Annotated in this window: 14 protein-coding genes and 1 riboswitch; of the genes, 11 read left to right on the forward strand and 3 right to left on the reverse strand. The window is 64.0% G+C overall.

The window, feature by feature from the left end:
- A partial coding sequence (locus GSQ79_RS11950; protein ID WP_158808944.1) for a hypothetical protein occupies nt 1–345 on the reverse strand: 345 nt, incomplete at its 3' end.
- A gap of 693 nt (nt 346–1,038) precedes the next feature.
- Here GSQ79_RS11950 and gltB point away from each other — a divergent pair.
- From gltB to GSQ79_RS11975, 5 genes are all read left to right on the forward strand, one after another.
- Entirely contained in the window at nt 1,039–5,700 is a 4,662-nt protein-coding gene (gene gltB / locus GSQ79_RS11955; RefSeq protein WP_158808956.1) for a glutamate synthase large subunit, read from the forward strand.
- A gap of 83 nt (nt 5,701–5,783) precedes the next feature.
- Nucleotides 5,784–7,205, forward strand: a complete 1,422-nt coding sequence (locus GSQ79_RS11960) for a glutamate synthase subunit beta (RefSeq protein ID WP_158808945.1) — start codon at nt 5,784–5,786, stop codon at nt 7,203–7,205.
- A 194-nt stretch (nt 7,206–7,399) separates the two neighbouring features.
- Nucleotides 7,400–7,636, forward strand: coding sequence for a BolA family protein (locus tag GSQ79_RS11965; RefSeq protein ID WP_158808946.1), 237 nt, complete (start codon nt 7,400–7,402; stop codon nt 7,634–7,636).
- Between the two features lie 50 nt (nt 7,637–7,686).
- Complete coding sequence (gene grxD / locus GSQ79_RS11970; protein ID WP_158808947.1) at nt 7,687–8,025, forward strand: Grx4 family monothiol glutaredoxin; 339 nt, start codon at nt 7,687–7,689, stop codon at nt 8,023–8,025.
- 16 nt (nt 8,026–8,041) lie between these two features.
- Nucleotides 8,042–8,539 carry an O-acetyl-ADP-ribose deacetylase gene (locus tag GSQ79_RS11975; protein WP_158808948.1) on the forward strand — a complete coding sequence of 166 codons (498 nt, stop codon included), beginning with the start codon at nt 8,042–8,044 and terminating at the stop codon, nt 8,537–8,539.
- A gap of 18 nt (nt 8,540–8,557) precedes the next feature.
- Here the strand turns inward: GSQ79_RS11975 and GSQ79_RS11980 are convergent, their stop codons facing one another.
- On the reverse strand, nt 8,558–9,802 hold the full coding sequence (locus GSQ79_RS11980) for a cyclopropane-fatty-acyl-phospholipid synthase family protein (RefSeq protein WP_158808949.1): 1,245 nt from the start codon (nt 9,800–9,802) through the stop codon (nt 8,558–8,560).
- Between the two features lie 180 nt (nt 9,803–9,982).
- Between GSQ79_RS11980 and GSQ79_RS11985 the strand changes: the two genes are divergently transcribed.
- Entirely contained in the window at nt 9,983–10,195 is a 213-nt protein-coding gene (locus GSQ79_RS11985; RefSeq protein ID WP_158808950.1) for a hypothetical protein, read from the forward strand.
- 54 nt (nt 10,196–10,249) lie between these two features.
- On the opposite strand, the gene cobO is transcribed toward GSQ79_RS11985, so the two are convergent.
- Entirely contained in the window at nt 10,250–10,855 is a 606-nt protein-coding gene (gene cobO / locus GSQ79_RS11990) for a cob(I)yrinic acid a,c-diamide adenosyltransferase (RefSeq protein ID WP_158808951.1), read from the reverse strand.
- A 324-nt stretch (nt 10,856–11,179) separates the two neighbouring features.
- Here cobO and GSQ79_RS11995 point away from each other — a divergent pair, with 324 nt between their 5' ends.
- From GSQ79_RS11995 to GSQ79_RS12015, 5 genes are all read left to right on the forward strand, one after another.
- Nucleotides 11,180–12,010, forward strand: coding sequence for an endonuclease domain-containing protein (locus tag GSQ79_RS11995; RefSeq protein WP_246725281.1), 831 nt, complete (start codon nt 11,180–11,182; stop codon nt 12,008–12,010).
- Nucleotides 12,007–12,714, forward strand: coding sequence for a hypothetical protein (locus tag GSQ79_RS12000; RefSeq protein WP_158808953.1), 708 nt, complete (start codon nt 12,007–12,009; stop codon nt 12,712–12,714). Before GSQ79_RS11995 ends, GSQ79_RS12000 begins: the two co-directional genes overlap by 4 nt.
- Nucleotides 12,711–15,866, forward strand: a complete 3,156-nt coding sequence (locus tag GSQ79_RS12005) for an ATP-binding protein (RefSeq protein ID WP_158808954.1) — start codon at nt 12,711–12,713, stop codon at nt 15,864–15,866. Before GSQ79_RS12000 ends, GSQ79_RS12005 begins: the two co-directional genes overlap by 4 nt.
- A 48-nt stretch (nt 15,867–15,914) precedes the next feature.
- Nucleotides 15,915–16,111: riboswitch (cobalamin riboswitch) on the forward strand.
- Between the two features lie 114 nt (nt 16,112–16,225).
- Entirely contained in the window at nt 16,226–17,269 is a 1,044-nt protein-coding gene (gene cobW, locus GSQ79_RS12010) for a cobalamin biosynthesis protein CobW (protein ID WP_158808955.1), read from the forward strand.
- Nucleotides 17,269–18,475 (forward strand): cobaltochelatase subunit CobN (locus tag GSQ79_RS12015; RefSeq protein ID WP_174243200.1); only part of this gene is annotated, 1,207 nt, incomplete at its 3' end. The genes cobW and GSQ79_RS12015, both read left to right, overlap by 1 nt.

Below are 18,475 nucleotides of genomic sequence, written 5' to 3' on the forward strand. Positions count from 1 at the left end.
CTTCGGTGCGGCCGGCGTCACAGGCGCCGGGACCTTCGCCTCGATCATCCCGAGATCGGTCCGCTCGACGATCTGGCCGCTGTAAGCGCTGAAGAGCAGCTTGAACTTGTGACCCTTGTCGTCCGCGCCCATCGCAAAATAGGTGCGGCCGTGGCGATGCGGCTGATCGAGCAGCTTGAACCCGCTGCGCGACGCATTGCGGCGGACCGTCGATGACGAGACGTAGGCCGGAGCGGCGCGAGGCTCGCGCTGCGGCGCGTTGGGTGCCACCTGATGCTTGTCGCCACCGCGAGTCGGGGCGACGGGCGTCCCGTCGAGGGCATAGCCACGGAGGGGATCGAACACTTCCGCCGCCGCGAAGCGAGGCGTGACGCTTAAAACAAGAGCAACGGTCAGCACGGAATGCGTGTAAAAACAAGCCTTCCGCACAATTGCTCGACGCACGTCCACCATCATAACTCCCCCGGCGGGCCCCCAGCCGAATGCGCCCGAACCTCGGCACCAAATGGGGCAAAAGCTTGGTTACAGTAAAGCTGTCGCTGAGGGAAATCCCCACTGTTGTAATCCGGCCTCACTGACGAATTTCGTGCTTGCCGAAGGCGGATTTTCGTGGGTTGTCGTTTAGTCGGAACAAGCTTGACCGTTTAGGGCCGACCGATGCGCCAATGCCGCGCGCAAATCTCGTCAGATCGGACTCGTCCGCGTCGCGATGCGTGTTGACTCGAACGCCGTTTCCCTCTTGATCGGCATCAGGCTTGCTAGGTTGAAATGTGGCGCGACTTGTCTGTCGAATACATATCTGTAAGTGTCGCGCGTTAGGACAGGATTGCTGACCAATCCGCCTGCTGCTTAAATTTTTAAGGGTGGCCGAATCGCGAGAGTGACACCGCGGTCGGCTCGGGATTCCGCCTCTTGTGGGCGGTCTCACACTACGACTCGCCAGGGATGATGATGATGGCTGACGGATTCGAGACGGAAGGTCAGGGCTTCGAGCGCGGCAAGCTTTCGCCATCGCCGTTGGCCAAGCCGGCGACCGACATGAGCGTGCGCCGCGACATCATCATGCGCGATCCCGGCCTGCCGGACGCCCAGGGCCTCTACGACCCTACGAACGAACATGATTCCTGTGGCGTCGGCTTCGTCGCCAACATGCACAATCGCAAGTCGCATGATCTCGTCGCCATGGGCCTCGAGATCCTGCTGAACCTCGATCATCGCGGCGCCACCGGGGCCGACCCGAAGGCCGGCGACGGCTGCGGCATGTTGATCCAGATCCCGCACGACTTCTTCGTCGCCAAGGCCTCCGAGAACGGCTTCAGCCTTCCGGCCCCCGGCGACTATGCCGTCGGCGTGCTGTTCATGCCGCGCGACGCCGAGGCGCGGCAGATCATCGAGAAGATCGTCGAGGAAACCACCGTCGCCGAGGGGCAGGTGTTTCTCGGCTGGCGCGACGTGCCGGTCGACCCGAGCGTGCTCGGCGAGAGCGTCGTCGACAGCGAGCCGGTCACCCGGCAGATCTTCATCGGCCGCGGCGCCGACGTCGCCGACCAGGACGTCTTCGAACGCCGGCTGTTCGTGCTGCGCAAGGTGATCTCGAACGCCGTCTACGGCCGCAAGGACCCCCGTTTCGCGGCTTACTACTCTGTGTCGCTGTCGTCGCGCACCATCGTCTACAAGGGCCTGCTTCTCGCCAGCCAACTCGGCGACTATTTCAAGGACCTCCGCGATCCGACGCTGGAGACCGCGCTGTCCCTCGTCCATCAGCGCTTTTCGACCAACACCTTCCCGTCCTGGTCGCTGGCGCATCCCTATCGCTATGTCGCTCACAACGGCGAGATCAACACGCTGCGCGGCAACGTCAACTGGATGGCGGCGCGGCAGGCCTCCGTCGCCTCCGAGCTGTTCGGCGCCGACATCGAAAAGCTGTGGCCGATCTCCTACGAGGGCCAGTCGGATACCGCCTGCTTCGACAACGCGCTCGAATTTCTGGTGCAGGGCGGCTATTCGCTCGCCCATGCGATGATGATGCTGATCCCGGAAGCCTGGGCCGGCAATCCGCTGATGGATGAACAGCGCCGCTCCTTCTACGAATATCATGCCTCGATGATGGAGCCGTGGGACGGCCCCGCCGCCGTGGCCTTCACCGACGGCCGGCAGATTGGCGCCACGCTCGACCGCAACGGTTTGCGCCCCGCGCGCTACATCGTCACCGAGGACGGCCTCGTGGTTATGGCCTCGGAAGTCGGCGTGCTGCCGATTCCGGAAGACAAGATCGTCACCAAGTGGCGCCTGCAGCCGGGCAAGATGCTGCTCGTCGATCTCGAACAGGGCCGCATCATCTCGGACGCCGAGATCAAGACGACGTTGTGCGGCCTGCATCCTTACGGCGAGTGGGTCGAACGCACGCAGATCGTGCTCGAAGAAATGACCGACGTCTCGCCGCGCGCGACGCGCGCCGACGTGTCGCTGCTCGATCGCCAGCAGGCGTTCGGCTACACGCAGGAAGACATTTCGCTGCTGATGTCGCCGATGGCGCTGACCGGCCAGGAAGCGACCGGCTCGATGGGCACCGACACGCCGATCTCGGCGCTGTCGAGCAAGTCCAAGCTGCTCTACACCTACTTCCAGCAGAATTTCGCCCAGGTGACGAACCCGCCGATCGATCCGATCCGCGAAGAGCTCGTCATGAGCCTGGTCTCGTTCATCGGCCCGCGCCCCAACATTCTCGATCATGACGGCAACGCCAAGCGCAAGCGCCTGGAAGTGCGTCAGCCGATCCTCACCAACGGCGATCTCGAAAAGATCCGCTCGATCGGGTCGTTCGAGGACTCTTTCGACACCAAGACGCTCGACATCACCTATGCGTCGCAGAACGGCGCCGAGGGCATGGCGTCCGCGCTGGCACGGCTGTGCTCGCGTGCCGATCAGGCGGTGCAGGGCGGCTACAACATCATCATCCTGTCCGACCGCCTGGTCGGCGCCGATCGCATTCCGATCCCGGCGCTGCTGGCAACGGCCGCCGTGCATCATCACCTGATCCGCACGGGTCTTCGCACCTCCGTCGGCCTCGTCGTCGAGACGGGCGAAGCGCGCGAAGTGCATCATTTCGCGCTGCTCGCCGGTTTCGGCGCCGAAGCGATCAACCCCTATCTCGCCTTCGAGACCCTCGCCACGATGGCGAAGACGTTCCCCGACGAGATCGACGGCTACGAGGCGGTCAAACGCTACATCAAGTCGATCGGCAAGGGCCTCCTCAAGGTCATGTCGAAGATGGGCATCTCGACCTATCAGTCCTATTGCGGTGGGCAGATTTTTGACGCCGTCGGTTTGGCGGAAACCTTCGTCGAGCAGTATTTCACAGGCACCGCCACGCGCATCGGCGGGGTCGGCCTGCCCGAGATCGCGGAAGAAAGCGTGCGCCGCCATGCGGACGCCTTCGGTGACTCGCCGGTCTATCGCAACGCGCTCGCGGTCGGCGGCGACTATGCGTATCGCATCCGCGGCGAGATCCATTCGTGGTCGCCGCAATCGGTGTCGTTGCTGCAGCACGCCGTGCGCGGCAATGCGCAGGACACCTATCGCGAATATGCCAAGCTGCTGAACGAGCAGGACGACGCGCTGCTGACGATCCGCGGCCTGTTCCGCATCAAGACGGCGGAAGAGGAATCCCGCGCACCCGTGCCGCTCGACGAGGTCGAACCGGCTGCGGCCATCGTCAAGCGCTTCGCCACCGGCGCGATGAGCTACGGCTCGATCTCGCGCGAGGCGCATACGACGTTGGCGATCGCGATGAACCGCATCGGCGGCAAGTCGAACACCGGCGAAGGCGGCGAGGAATCCGACCGCTACAAGCCGCTGCCCAACGGCGACTCGATGCGTTCCGCGATCAAGCAGGTGGCCTCGGGCCGCTTCGGCGTCACCGCGGAATACCTCGTCAACGCCGACATGATCCAGATCAAGATGGCGCAGGGCGCGAAGCCCGGCGAAGGCGGACAGCTGCCCGGCCACAAGGTCGATGCGGTGATCGCCAAGGTCCGCCATTCGACGGCCGGCGTGGGGCTCATCTCGCCGCCGCCGCACCACGACATCTACTCGATCGAGGATCTGGCGCAGCTCATTTACGACCTGAAGAACGCCAATCCCGACGCCGCCGTCTCGGTGAAACTCGTGTCGGAAATCGGCGTCGGCACGGTCGCCGCCGGCGTCTCCAAGGCGCGTGCGGATCATGTGACGATCTCCGGCTTCGAGGGGGGCACAGGCGCGTCGCCGCTGACCTCGATCAAGCATGCCGGCTCCCCCTGGGAGATCGGGCTTGCCGAGACGCATCAGACGCTGGTGCTCAACCGCCTGCGGTCGCGCATCGCGGTGCAGGTCGACGGCGGCCTGCGCACCGGGCGTGACGTCGTCGTTGGCGCGCTGCTCGGGGCCGACGAGTTCGGCTTCGCCACCGCGCCGCTGATCGCGGCCGGCTGCATCATGATGCGCAAGTGTCACCTCAACACCTGCCCCGTCGGCGTCGCCACGCAGGACCCGGTGCTGCGCAAAAAGTTCGTCGGGCAGCCGGAGCACGTCATCAACTTCTTCTTCTTTGTCGCCGAGGAAGTCCGCGAGCTGATGGCGGCGATGGGCTATCGCCGCTTCGACGATATGATCGGCCAGATGCAGATGCTCGACCGTGCCAAGGTCATCGAGCACTGGAAGGCCAAGGGCCTCGACTTCGCGAAACTGTTCCACAAGCCGGAAGCGCGCGAGGGCGACGACATCTTCCACACCGGGGTGCAGGACCACCGTCTCGACCACGTGCTCGACCGCACGCTGATCGAGAAGGCCTCGCACGCCATCGTGACGAAGACCCCGGTGACGATCGAAGCCGAGATCCACAACACCGATCGGACCACCGGCGCCATGCTCTCGGGCAAGATCGCGGGTCTCTACGGCGAGGCCGGGCTGCCGGAGAACACCGTCAACATCAAGGTCAAGGGCACCGCCGGCCAGAGTTTTGGCGGCTTCCTCGCCAAGGGCGTGACGCTCGAACTCGAAGGCCAGGCCAACGATTACGTCGGCAAGGGCTTGTCGGGCGGCCGGATCATCATCTATCCGCCGCGTGATACCAAGGTGGTGCCGGAAGAATCGATCATCGTCGGCAACACCGCGCTCTATGGTGCGACTGAGGGCGAGAGCTACTTCCGCGGCGTCGCCGGCGAGCGCTTCGCCGTGCGCAATTCCGGGGCGATCTCGGTCGTCGAAGGCACCGGCGACCACGGCTGCGAATATATGACGGGCGGCGTGGTGGTGGTTCTCGGCATGACGGGGCGCAATTTCGCCGCCGGCATGTCGGGTGGCGTCGCCTATGTCTATGACGGCGACGACACGTTCAAGCAGCGCTGCAACCTCGCCATGGTCGATCTCGAGGCGATCGCCTCCGAGGAAGACGAGAACGAGAAGCTCTATCACCAGGCGCTCGATCTCTTCGTCCACGGCAAGGTGAAGGTGGTCGGCGATCTCACCCAGTGGGATGCGGCGCGGCTTCGTCACTTGATCGAAAAGCACGTCGGCTATACCGGGTCTGCGCTGGGGCAGCGCATGCTCGATTCATGGCCGGAGTCGCTGGCAAAGTTCCGCAAGGTGATTCCGACGGAATACCGCGAGGCGATGCAGAAGCTCAACGCGTCGGACAGTGCGGCGCTCGAGCCGGCTTGAATTGAGACAGAGGCCGGGCGGAAGCCCGGCCGCGATACGCGCCTGAGGCGGCGCGACGACCGGACTTTTGGGGTTGGGATACGATGGGTAAGGTAACGGGCTTCCTTGAAATCGACCGGCGCGACCGGCGTTACGCGCCGGCGTCGGATCGTATCCGCAACTACAAGGAATTCACGATCCCGCTGTCCGAAGAGGCGACGAAGGATCAGGCGGCCCGCTGCATGGATTGCGGCATCCCCTATTGTCACAACGGCTGCCCGGTCAACAATCAGATCCCGGACTGGAACAACCTCGTCTACCAGTCCGACTGGGAGGAGGCCGCGCGCAACCTGCACTCCACCAACAATTTTCCCGAATTCACCGGCCGCGTCTGCCCGGCGCCTTGCGAGGCGGCGTGCACGCTGAACCTCAGTGACACGCCGGTGACGATCAAAACGATCGAATGCGCCATCGTCGACCGCGCCTTCGCCAACGGCTGGGTCAATCCCGACGTGTTCGGCAAGCGCAGCGGCAAGCGGGTTGCGGTCATCGGCTCCGGTCCCGCCGGCCTCGCCTGCGCCCAGCAACTGGCGCGGGCGGGCCACGAGGTCCATGTCTACGAGAAGAACGCCAAGGCCGGCGGCCTGCTGCGCTACGGCATTCCCGACTTCAAGATGGAAAAGACGCTGATCGACCGGCGCGTGCGCCAGCTCGAGGCGGAAGGGGTCAAGTTCCATTGCAACGTCAATGTCGGCGTCGACGTCCAGGCGACCGATCTTGTCGCCGAGTATGATGCCGTGGTGCTGTCGGGCGGTGCGGAAAAGCCGCGCGACCTGCCGATTCCGGGCCGCGACCTGCACGGCGTGCATTTCGCCATGGATTTCCTGCCGCAGCAGAACCGCCGCGTCAGCCACGAGCCGCTGAACAGCAACGACCCGATCCTGGCGTCCGGCAAGCACGTCATCGTCATCGGCGGCGGCGACACCGGGTCGGATTGCATCGGCACCTCGGTGCGCCAGGGCGCGCTCTCGGTGACCCAGCTCGAGATCATGCCGGAGCCGCCGGTCAAGGAGAACAAGCTGCTGACCTGGCCGGATTGGCCGCTGAAGCTGCGCACCTCCTCGTCGCACGAGGAAGGCGCCAACCGCGATTTCGCCGTGCTCACCAAAGAATTTTTGGGCGACGCCGAAGGCAACGTCACAAAACTGCGCTGCGTCCGCGTCGATGCCAAGATGCAGGAAGTGCCGGAGAGTTCGTTCGAGCTGCGCGCCGATCTGGTGCTGCTGGCGATGGGCTTCGTCGCGCCGATCTCCGAGGGCCTGCTCGATGGCCTCGGCGTCAGCCTCGACAAGCGTGGCAACGTCGTCGCCGACCAGAAGAGCTATCTGTCGTCGGTGCCGAAGGTCTATGCATGCGGCGACATGCGCCGTGGCCAGTCGCTGGTCGTCTGGGCGATCCGCGAGGGCCGGCAGACCGCGCATGCGGTCGACAAGGCGCTGATGGGCTCGACGGTTCTGCCGCGGTAGCGTCGGGGTTGTCATTCCGGGGCGCGCCATCGGCGCGAGCCCGGAACCGGGCTACGCGGGCCTGCCCTACTAGATCAGGGAAGAACACCGGTTCCGGGTTCGGCTTGCGCCGCCCCGGAATGACGGGTGCTCCCTTCCCGTTGGCCGCTCCATCCCTTATATGTCACCAGCCATACAATCCTGAGGACGCTTCCATGCCGATGCCCGCTGCCGAGATCGATCGGCTGATCAAGGCCGCGCTGCCCGACGCCGAGATCGAGATCATCGACCTCGCCGGTGACGACGACCATTTTTCCGCGATCGTCACTTCGGCCGCCTTCGTCGGCAAGAGCAAGCTGCAGCAGCATCAGCTGGTTTACGGCGCGCTCGGCACACATATGGGCGGTGCCCTGCATGCCTTGCAGCTTCAGACCTTGACGCCCAAATCCTAGGGATCGAAGATCGTCGGCAATTACGCCAACCTGTTATCGAAAGGGCCAAAATGTCCGCGACCGAAACCATCCAGACCGCCATCGACTCCCACGACGTCGTCCTGTTCATGAAGGGCACGCCGAAGTTTCCGCAGTGCGGTTTCTCCAGCCAGGTCGTGCAGATCCTCGGCTACCTCGAAGTCCCCTATACGACCGTCAACGTGCTGGAATCGGACGAGGTCCGCAACGGCATCAAGGCGTTCTCGAACTGGCCGACGATCCCGCAGCTCTACATCAAGGGCGAATTCATGGGCGGCTGCGATATCGTGCGCGAGATGTTCCAGAGCGGGGAGCTCGCCTCCCACCTCGCGGAAAAGGGCATCGACTGCAAGCAGCCCGCCAAGGTCTGAGCTGCGCCGTCTGCGGATGATCGAGGTCGTCGAAGCCGACATCACCCGCCTCGGCGTTGACGCCATCGTCAACGCCGCTGCAAACAGCCTGCTCGGCGGCGGTGGCGTCGATGGCGCTATCCATCGGGCCGCCGGCCCGGGCCTGGTCGAGGAATGCCGGACGCTCGGCGGCTGCGCCACGGGCGACGCCAAGATCACCGGCGGCTACAATTTGCCCGCCCGCTTCGTGATCCACACCGTCGGCCCCGTCTGGCACGGTGGCGAGCAGGACGAAGACCGGCTGCTCGTCTCCTGCTATCGCCGATCGCTGGAGCTGGCCCGGCGCAAGGGCCTGACGACCATCGCGTTTCCCGCCATTTCCACCGGCGTCTTCGGCTTCCCGGCCGAGCGCGCGGCGCTGATCGCCGTCGAGACCACGGTGGCTGCCGGCGCCGATATGACGCGCATCATCCTATGCTGCTTCTCCCCGCACGCGGCCGCGCTGCACCGTCGCGCCCTGCATGTCCTAGGGTGAGGGCGCGCGCCAACGCCTTTAGGAGTGCCGGCTCATCGCCGCTTCCAGCGGCAGCGCCTCGGCCTGCAGCCGGCGCTCGTCATCCATCATATAATCCCGCGTCAGCGGCACGGCGTAGGGATCGCGGATCAGCTGCGCCTGAAAAATCATGAAGCCGCAATGGCGAAAACTCATTTCGCTGCCCGCGAGATAGAATTCCCACATCCGGCGAAACCGCTCGTCGAACGCCGGCGGCAGGCGATGCGCGGCGTCGAGAAACCGCTCGCGCCAGAGTTTTAGCGTCTCCGCGTAATGCATACGCAAGACTTCGAGGTCGGCGAGCCACAGCCCCGAGCGCTCGATGCTCGGCATCACCTCGGAGAGGGCCGGCACGTAGCCGCCGGGAAAGATGTACTTGTGGATCCAGCTGCTGGTGCTCGCCGGCCCGGCGATGCGGCCGATCGAGTGGACCAGCGCCACCCCGTCGGGCGCCAGCAGTTCGGAGACGCGGTCGAAGAAGGCCTGGTAGTTCGGCGTGCCGACATGCTCGAACATGCCGACGGAGACGATGCGATCGTACGGCCCCTCGACGTCGCGATAGTCGACGAGGCTGAAGCTGACGCGGTTCGTGAGGCCCAGCGCCTCCGCTCGCATCTGGCAGACGCGCAGCTGCTCCTGCGACAGCGTGATGCCGTGGACCACCACATCCTCGGCCTGCGCGAGATAGAGCGCCATGCCGCCCCAGCCGCAGCCGATGTCGAGCACGCGCTGGCCCGGGCGCAGCGCCAGCTTGGCCGCGATATGCGCCTTCTTCGCCCGCTGCGCCTCGTCCAGGCTGGTCGTCGGTGTCGGAAAATAGGCGCAGGAATACTGCATGTCCGCATCGAGGAAGGACCGGTACATCGCTTCCGAGAGGTCGTAATGGTGGGCGACGTTGAGCCGCGACGCGCGCCGCGCGTTGGCCTGTTGCAGCTGGCGCCGCGTCCAGTCCAGCGAGCGCTGCAGCCACGACGTGCCGCTGCCCCAGGTGCCGAGGTTGAGGCCGCAGAGATCGAGCAGATCCCAGATCGAGCCGCTGTCGACCACCAGCGCGCCGTCGGTATAGGCCTCGCCGAGGTAGAGGTCGGGGTGCAGGGCCAGGCGACGCGCCGTCGCCCTGTCGCGGATGCTGATCGCCACGGCCGGGCCGGGCTTAACCCCGCCGACCGTAAACATGCCCCCGCCGACGCTGACCGTCAGCGTTCCCGTCTTGATGAGCTTCGCAAGCATCCAACGCAGCAACATGGCACACCACCCAGTCAGGCGATGGTGGCGCCGCCAGCCGGGATGGCGCGCTACCTATGCCGACAGTAAGCTTTGTTTGTTCCGCAACGTCAATGATGGATGTGCGCGCAACGATTACAGACATCGGGCGCCCCGCGCGGATCCATAACATATGCTAAACGCTCAATGCAGATGCGCAGCTTGGTCATGACGCACGATTATTGCGTTTTTCCGGAAACGTACGATCATCGCGAGTATTCGACTGGGCGAATGGCCGTGCGCGCAGGCAATGAGCCGGGAAAAGCAGCAGAAGGCCTCTTTATGGTCCGCCCCGCGCAGCAAATAGCCCTTTGCATGGCGGCCTTCTCCGTCTCCGCCAAGATAAGGTTTGGCGACACGACGCTTGAGGCATGACGCGGCCGCAGGTCCTTCTCTTCAAGCCTGCATGGAATGCGGGCGCGCGCCGCCTTAGAATTCGATGCCTTGTTGCGCCTTCACGCCGGCGGCGAAGTGGTGCTTCACCTGGCCCATCTCGGTGACGAGGTCGGCGGCCTCAATGAGGGCCGGCTTGGCGTTGCGCCCGGTGACGACGATGTGCAGATCCGGCCGCCGGGCGCCAAGCGCCGCCACCACCATGTCGAGATCGAGATAATCGTAGCGCAGCGCAATGTTGAGCTCGTCGAGGATCAAGAGCTTGATGGATGCGTCCGCCATCAGCTCCTGCACTTTGCGCCACGCCCGCTCCGCCGCCGCCACGTCGCGCGCGCGGTCCTGCGTCTCCCAGGTGAAGCCCTCGCCCATCGTGTGCCAGCGCACGAGGTCGGGAAACCGCTCCAGCGCATGCTTTTCGCCGGTGTCCCACGCCCCCTTGATGAACTGCACGATCCCCACTTGCCAGCCATAGCCGAGCGCCCGCAGCACCAGGCCCATCGCCGCCGACGTCTTGCCCTTGCCGGGCCCGGTGTGGACGATCAGCAGGCCTTTTTCGGTGACCGTTTTGGAGGCGACTTCCGCATCTTGCACCGCCTTGCGGTGGGCCATTTTTTCGCGGTGGCGGTCGGGGGTGGTGGTCATGGGGATGCGGGCCTGGAAGGATGTCTGACTATTGGCTGAGGATCTTCAGCCAATCTTTGTTTCTTTAAATCTAGCAAGCGCTTGCTCACAGCGCATTAGGTCTTTACCAAAGCGCTATTCTCGGTTGTAAAATTCCGTTTTAGGGAAGGTCGCGATACGCAGCTCATGTGCAGTCCGTACCAAGCGCGCTCGACCAACCTGCCACTCGACGATCTCCCCGCCCGCATCGGTGCCTTACCGCCAGGGCAGATGCTGACCTTGATCGGGCTCGAAGGCTCGCAGCTTCGAGCGGCCTTCGAACGCGCGCCCGATCAGAAGCGGCAAATGCTGCAGCTCGATCTTCTGGCAAGCGAAACTGCCAACGCTGCGGTCAACCAGATCCTCGACGACTTGGCGGCTCTCGCGCTGGCGCTCTGGCCAGACTGGTACGGTGGAGGCGACGGCACGATCGACACCGGCGTCTTGCAGCCCTGGCGGCGCGCCGCGAAGCGGCTTGCGGATTCGGGCCGGCCTCCGCGCTTTCGCCGCACGCATCCGCAGATCGAATTCACGCAATTGCTGCGCGCGATCGATCCCGTCGGTCTCGTGCTCCTCGCCAGCCTCGACGTCGCGCGGCCGCGGCACGCCGCCCCCATGATCGCCGCGCTGGAATGGTGCGCGGCACAAGGCGCCTCAATCGTCATTCTCTGCCCGAGCCGCTCGGACCCCGCGCCGCCGTTCGAGCGCATATTGTATGGCGCCCTCGACGTGCTTCAGCCGGCGGCACCGGTGCTGAACCGGCTGATCGTGCCGAAAGGCAAGGCGCATCACGCCAGCCAAACCGAGGCGCGGATTCAGGCCGCGCTGCAGCGCGACACCGAACTGGGTCCGCTGTTCGCTTACAACCGATGCGTCATGACGAACGCGCCGGGTTTTTCGCCTCGTGTCGACCTCGTCTGGGCCGAAGGCCGGATCGTCGTCGAGCTCGACGGCCCGGAGCATCAGGGCGATCCGAAATACGGAGATGACCGCCACCGCGATTATGAGTTGCTTGTTGCGGGCTACCTGGTCCTGCGTCTCACCAATGCACAGGTCGCGACCGACTTGCAGCTCGCGGTCGAGAAGATCCGGCGTGTGGTACGCCTTCGCCGGTCCGAAGGAGATTATCACGCATGACCGATACGCTTACGCCAACGCAAACGCTGCTGGTTTGGTGTCTCCTCGCGAAGCAGGGTGTCGCGAAACAAGCGGACATCATGCCTGTGGTGAAAGCCGCCGACCGCAAAGCGCTCGAGGTGTTGAAATTCGTGACTGTTGCGACGCGATCGCGGTCGTTGTGGATTACGCTCGAGGACAAGGGGTGGGGATGGGCGAATGACCACCTTCGCGATCCCGTTCCGCCCGCGTTTCGGGTGCTTCAGGACTTTCTGGGTCGCCTGCACGATAACCTCGAAAATGCTCGCACCACACTTGCAGATTTTATCGGTGAAGCGAGCTCGCCGCCGCTGGAAACACGAAAAGATGGCCCGGCAAAGAAGTCTCCGAAGACTGTCAAGAATTCCAACACTGCCAGGACTTCCAAGACCCGCAGCAAAGCCGCCAAATTGGAGCAACTTGACGTTTCCGAGGAGATCGAACGCGCTTATCTCAAGGTAACAAAAAATGTGAAGGGCGCCGATGCCAAACTAAGCGCCGTTCGCCGCCATCTTTCAAAGCTCGATAGAGCGGCGGTAGACGAGGCTTTTGCGACAATGGCCAAAACCGGCGGCAAAGCGCGGCTGATGAAAGTGAATGACAAGCGGGCAGTGACTAAAGTGGATCAAGATGCGGCCGTTGTAGTGGCTGGCGAGACCTTTCATATTTTGTGGATTATGCCATGAACCAAGCGCTTGATGCTTTTCGCAAAGCTAAATTCAATTGGACCAGGCCGCTAGAAAGCGTATGGCGCGATGCGAATGCCACTGTGGGAGGTCCCACCGAAACGCTGATCGACAGTATTGTCGCTGATCTTCATGAGGACGCGCAAATCGATGCTGACAATCCGGCAGGCGCGGTAATCGTTGGCGAAGCGGGTGTCGGAAAGACCCACCTTGTAGGTGAACTACGCCGCAAAACTTGGGAATCCGGCGCTTGGTTTGTCCTTCTTGATGTCATCGGCATCACGGACTTCTGGAAAAGCGCGGCATTAAGTTTCTTGACCTCGTTGCTGCAGGAGATGCCCGGCGGACGCCGGCAATATGAGGCCGTGCTCTCAGGCGTTGCCCGTCGCCTCGGCGTCGAACGTCAAGTCGACGCTGCTTTCGCAATACCTACGGTCAATGCAAAGCGTATTGTAGATCTGCTTATTCCTAATCTACGCATGATGGATCCCAATCGCGCGCTGCAACATGAGGACGTTTTTCGTGCTCTTGCTTTGTTGCGGTCGCCTGATCCGGCGGCGGTCGGAATCGCGCATGCCTGGCTTCAGGGCTATGACGCCGACGAAGACGCTCGCAAGGCTCAAGGCCTTACAAAGCCGCCGCCGCAAGCGGTCGATCTTGTGCGCGGGATGTCGTGGGTGATGAGTCTCGCCGGCCCCACGTTGATCGCGGTTGACCAGATCGATGGGGTCGTCAACTCCGGTAGTGTGACGATCCAGCAAGATTCATTCGGCGAAATGAAGAGCTTTGCCGACGTCCTCGCGGCAGGCTTGTTGCAACTCTACGATAAGGTTTCCCGAAGCCGCACGGTTATTACTTGCCTATATGACTCTTGGAAGGAAATGGCAGGCGGCCTTGATTCCGCAACCCATCGGTTCGTGCTGCGCCCATACGTCCTGACGGGCCTTACCGAAGAAGCGGCTATCAGCGCACTCGTTTCTAATAGGCTTATGCCAGCCTATGCCGCGGTTGGCTTTGTACCGGAATATTCGACTTGGCCATTTACTCCAGCCGCTATCTCTGGCGCGAGAGGGATGATGCCACGCAGCATCCTTATCCAGTGTGACGCTTTCCGGCGGCGTTGCTTAGCGGATGGCAGGGTTCCTCTTTGCAACGTCATTGCTCTCAATGGGCCGGATCCAGAGCCACTGCCGGAGCCGCCTAGTTCAAGTTATGATTCAGATCTTGGCCGCGCACGGATCGATGCCAAGACGGATGGTCTGCTTGATCCAAAGGACGATGGTGCGATCGGACGACTGCTACGCGACGTATTCGATCTTTACGCGAGGCAAATCGTGCCGCGAAAAGCGATCGACGTTGAAAGTCAAGGCGACCAAGCTCAAAAGATGCCTCCGCTGCATGGCCGGCTGACCTTCACATTTCGCGACGAGAACGACCGCGAAGAGCACTTCTGCTTCCGCGCGATTGAGCACGACAACGCGATTGCATTTCAGGCCAGGCTACGCGCCGCTCTAACGGCGGCTGGGATTTCCAACAGAATCCCTGGCCGCCATTTGCTTGTCGTGCGCCGCGGCGCGATCCCGGGAGGATCGAAGACAAAGCAACTTTATGACGCCTTCATCGCAGCCGACGGCGTGGTTATTGACCCCGTTGACGAAGATCTTCGAACCTTCATTACGCTGAGGGCGATGCGCGATGCAGCCGTCGCCGGAAACAACCTTGCAGGGTTCGAGGCATGGCTACAGAAAAGCGATCCGCTTTGCGAAACCGCTTTCTTTAAAGCTGCTGGCTTGTGTCCGCCTCCGGGTATACCGCCGTTGCCGATCGCGACGAAAGCTACGCTCATAACCGCAGAGCACGAAGCTGAAATTACAAAACCCAAAGCTGGAGATCCGCCGGAAGTACTGCAGAACGCGCCGGCGGTTGCGGCTGCGCCCACCGCCATCCCCATCGGCCACCGCCTCACCGCCGATGCCGAGCCACTCATGCTCCCAACCGCCGTGCTGCCCCGCCATGTCGCCATCATCGCGGGCGCCGGTTCCGGCAAGACCGTGCTGCTGCGGCGGATCGTCGAGGAGGCCGCGTTGGCCGGCATCCCGGCGATCGTCATCGATCCCAACAACGATCTGTCGCGTCTCGGCGACGCCTGGCCGGAAGACCCGGCCGCCTTCACCACCGAAGACTCGGCCAAAGCCAAGCGCTACAACGACAGCGTCGAAGTGGTGATCTGGACGCCGGGCATTCATGCCGGCAATCCGCTCTTCCTCTCCGTGCTGCCGGATTTCGCGGCGGTCGGCGACGACCGGGACGAGCGCGATCAGGCGGTGATGATGGCGGCCGATACGCTCGGCCCTATCGCCGGCGCGAAGACAGATATCCAAAAAGGTGTTCTCACCGCCACCGTTCGTTACTTTGCAAACAAGGGCGGCGGAAGCCTCACGGACATGACGGCGTTGCTCAGCGAGTTGCCGGAAGGCGTCAGCGCGATCCGAAAAGCCGATGAGATCGCCGCGAAAATGGCGGATGGCCTGCTTGCGGCGGTCGAAACCAATCCCTTGCTGAAGGCGAGCGGCGCCGTCCTTGATCCGAAGCTTTTGTTTTACGGCTCCGATCCGAAACGCACCCGCATCTCCGTGATCAACCTGTCCGGTCTCGCCTCCGATGCCGCGAAGCAGGATTTCGTCAATCGGCTGCAGATGACGCTGTTCGGCTGGATCAAGAAGAACCCGTCGCCCACCGGTCGCCTCTATGTGATCGACGAAGCGCAAAACTTCGTGCCTTCCGGCCAGAGCGCGCTGAGCAAGACCAGCGGCGTGCAACTTGTGGCACAGGCTCGCAAATATGGGCTCGGCATGATCGTCGTGACGCAGGCGCCGAAAGGCATCGACAACAAGGTCGTCTCGAACTGCACGACCCAGTTCCTCGGCAAGCAGAACTCGCCGACCGACCAGCAGACCGTCAAGGAGATGATTGCAGGCACCGGCGGCAGGGCCGACGACATCGGCAAGCTGAAGCAGGGTGAGTTCTATTTCAAGACTGAGGGTTCGGGAAAGCCGGTGAAGATCGCCACGCCGATCTGCCTCAGCCATCACCCGTCGAACCCGCCCACGCCCGAGGAGATTGTCGCGCGCGCCAAACGCTCCGTGCCTTAGCCATCCGCTGGGCGCAAACCCCACCATTGACACCGCCGCCGCCCCGCGTAGTCTGCGGGCCGCAACGGTCCCTCGTTCTGAGGGTGAATAGGGAATGGGGTGCGGCGTTTTCGGCGCCAAAGCCCCGGCTGCCCCCGCAACTGTCAGCGGGTACGCGCGCCATCACGCCACTGGGGCATCCTGGGAAGGCGGCGCGCCGGACCGACCCGCGAGCCAGGAGACCTGCCGTTGCGAATCGAGATCGGCCGGGCGGGGTGTCCAGGCGGAGAACGATGCCGGCCTTTTGCGCCGGCGCTGGCGCTCACGCGTCCCCACACCCGTCGTTTTTGCGCGCGCCGCGCGTCGCTAAGGTGTGAACCATGACTCGTCCCGCCACGTTGGGTAAAATCCCTGCCACCATCGTCACCGGCTTTCTCGGCGCCGGCAAGACGACACTGATCCGCAACGTGCTGGAGACGGCGAACGGCCGGCGGCTTGCTTTGATCATCAACGAATTCGGCGACATCGGCGTCGACGGCGACGTGCTGCGCGGTTGCGGCGTCGAGGCCTGCACTGACGAGTCCATCATCGAACTCGCCAATGGCTGCATCTGCTGCACCGTCGCGGATGATTTCCTGCCCGCCATCGAAAAGCTGCTGGCGCTCGATCCGCCGCCCGAGCACATCATCATCGAGACCTCGGGGCTCGCTTTGCCGAAACCGCTGGTCAAAGCCTTCGACTGGCCGGCCGTGCGCCGCCGCCTCACCGTGGACGGCGTGATCGCCGTGGTGGACGGCGCCGCCGTCGCCGCCGGCCGCTTCGCCGACGATCCCGCCAAACTCGCGGCGCAGCGCGCGGCCGATCCCAACGTCGACCACGACAACCCGCTGGAAGAGGTGTATCAGGACCAGCTGCTCTGCGCCGACCTGATCGTGTTGAACAAAACCGATCTCATCGATGACACCACCCAGGCCCGTGTGGAGGCGGAGATCGCGGCGATCGTGCCGCGGGCCGTCAAAATCGTGGCGACGCGCGCGGGCAAGCTCGATGCGGCGCTGCTGCTCGGGCTCGATGCCCGCGCCGAGGACGATCTCGCCAATCGCCCCTCGTGCCACGATGACGAGCCCGAGCACGACCATGACGATTTCGACTCCTTCGTCGTCCCCGTTGCCGCCGTCGCCGAGCCGGAAAGCTTTTTGCGCAAGCTGGCGAAACTCGCGGAAGACCATGATGTCTTGCGCATAAAAGGGTTCGTCGAAGTCGAGGGCAAGCCGATGCGGCTGCTGGTCCAGGGCGTCGGCGCCCGTTTCGAAAAAAGCTTCGACCGCGCCTGGGGCCGCGAGGAGGCGCGTGACGGGCGTCTTGTGGTGATCGGCGAAAAGGGGCTGGACCAAACCGCCATCCGCCAGGCCCTGGCCAGCTAATGCACCTGCTGCGCACCGAATCCCGCTCCAGCGACGAAGCCGAGGCCGCGATCGACCTCGGCCAGACGCCGGGCGACATCGTGTGCCTGTCCTTCTCCGACAGCGATCTCGGCGCGCTCGCCGCCTGCGCCGAGGCACGCACGAGCGCCTTCAGTCTGCGGCTCGCCAGCCTGGCGCAGCTGCGCCATCCCTATTCCATCGACCTCTACTGCGACGGGGTCGCCGCGCGGGCCAAATTCGTGCTGGTGCGCCTGCTCGGCGGCCTCGACTACTGGCGCTATGGCGTCGACGAACTGTCCCGCCTGGCGCGCGAAAAAGGCTTCGATCTCGCCATCGTGCCCGGCTGCCACAGCGAAGACCCGCGGCTCGATGCCGCCTCGACGCTGCCGGTCGCGGATCTGCGCCGCATCTGGCGCTACTTTCAAGAGGGCGGCAGCGCCAATATGGGCGCGCTGCTCGGCTGGGTCGAGACGCGGCTCGGCACGCCGGCGCCGTGGCGCGAGCCCGCGCCGCTGCCTGCCGCCGGCCGCTATGCCGAAGCCTGCCGCGACGGCGGCACCGCCGGCCACGCCTTCGTCACCTTCTACCGCGCGCTGGTGCTCTGCGGCGACTGCGCGCCGATCGTCGCCCTCGCCGATGCGCTCGCCGCACGCGGGTTGCGAGTGACGGCGCTCTTTGCCGCAAGCCTCAAGGACGCGGCCTCGATCGCCGTGTTGCAGCAAACCATTGCGGCCGAGAAGCCGGACGTTATCCTCAACACCACGGCTTTTTCGGCAAAGCTCGACAGCGGCCCCAGCGTGCTCGATAGCGCCGATGCACCGGTGCTGCAGGTGATTCTCGGCGGCAGCAGCGAAGCGCAGTGGCGCGCCAACCCGCGCGGTCTCGGCCCCGCCGATCTCGCGATGAACGTCGTTCTGCCGGAAATGGACGGTCGCATCATCACCACGGCGATTTCGGGCAAGGCGGAAAGCCCGCGCAACGCGGCGCTGGAATTTACTCGGCTGATCCATCAGCCGGTTGTTTCGCGCGTGACATTCGTGGCCGACATCGCCGCCGCCTGGGTGCGTCTGCGCCGCGCCGCGCCCGAGGACCGACGCATCGCCTGTATCCTCTCCGACTACCCCGGCCGCGGTGGCCGCGAGGCCTATGCCGTCGGGCTCGACACGCCGGCGAGCGTCACGTCCATCGCAGAGTCGTTGCGCGGCG

Origin of the sequence: Beijerinckia sp. L45 (genome assembly GCF_009765775.1) — a bacterium.
Taxonomy (GTDB): domain Bacteria; phylum Pseudomonadota; class Alphaproteobacteria; order Rhizobiales; family Beijerinckiaceae; genus RH-AL1.

Excerpts from the sequence above, each read along its gene's own strand:
- grxD (WP_158808947.1), top strand. The coding sequence starts at position 7,687 with ATGTCCGCGACCGAAACCATCCAGACCGCCATCGACTCCCACGACGTC.
- GSQ79_RS11975 (WP_158808948.1), top strand. The coding sequence starts at position 8,042 with ATGATCGAGGTCGTCGAAGCCGACATCACCCGCCTCGGCGTTGACGCC.
- GSQ79_RS11960 (WP_158808945.1), top strand. The coding sequence starts at position 5,784 with ATGGGTAAGGTAACGGGCTTCCTTGAAATCGACCGGCGCGACCGGCGT.
- GSQ79_RS11980 (WP_158808949.1), bottom strand. The coding sequence starts at position 9,802 with ATGTTGCTGCGTTGGATGCTTGCGAAGCTCATCAAGACGGGAACGCTG.
- GSQ79_RS11995 (WP_246725281.1), top strand. The coding sequence starts at position 11,180 with ATGCTGCAGCTCGATCTTCTGGCAAGCGAAACTGCCAACGCTGCGGTC.
- cobO (WP_158808951.1), bottom strand. The coding sequence starts at position 10,855 with ATGACCACCACCCCCGACCGCCACCGCGAAAAAATGGCCCACCGCAAG.
- GSQ79_RS11965 (WP_158808946.1), top strand. The coding sequence starts at position 7,400 with ATGCCGATGCCCGCTGCCGAGATCGATCGGCTGATCAAGGCCGCGCTG.
- GSQ79_RS12000 (WP_158808953.1), top strand. The coding sequence starts at position 12,007 with ATGACCGATACGCTTACGCCAACGCAAACGCTGCTGGTTTGGTGTCTC.
- GSQ79_RS12005 (WP_158808954.1), top strand. The coding sequence starts at position 12,711 with ATGAACCAAGCGCTTGATGCTTTTCGCAAAGCTAAATTCAATTGGACC.
- gltB (WP_158808956.1), top strand. The coding sequence starts at position 1,039 with ATGAGCGTGCGCCGCGACATCATCATGCGCGATCCCGGCCTGCCGGAC.
- cobW (WP_158808955.1), top strand. The coding sequence starts at position 16,226 with ATGACTCGTCCCGCCACGTTGGGTAAAATCCCTGCCACCATCGTCACC.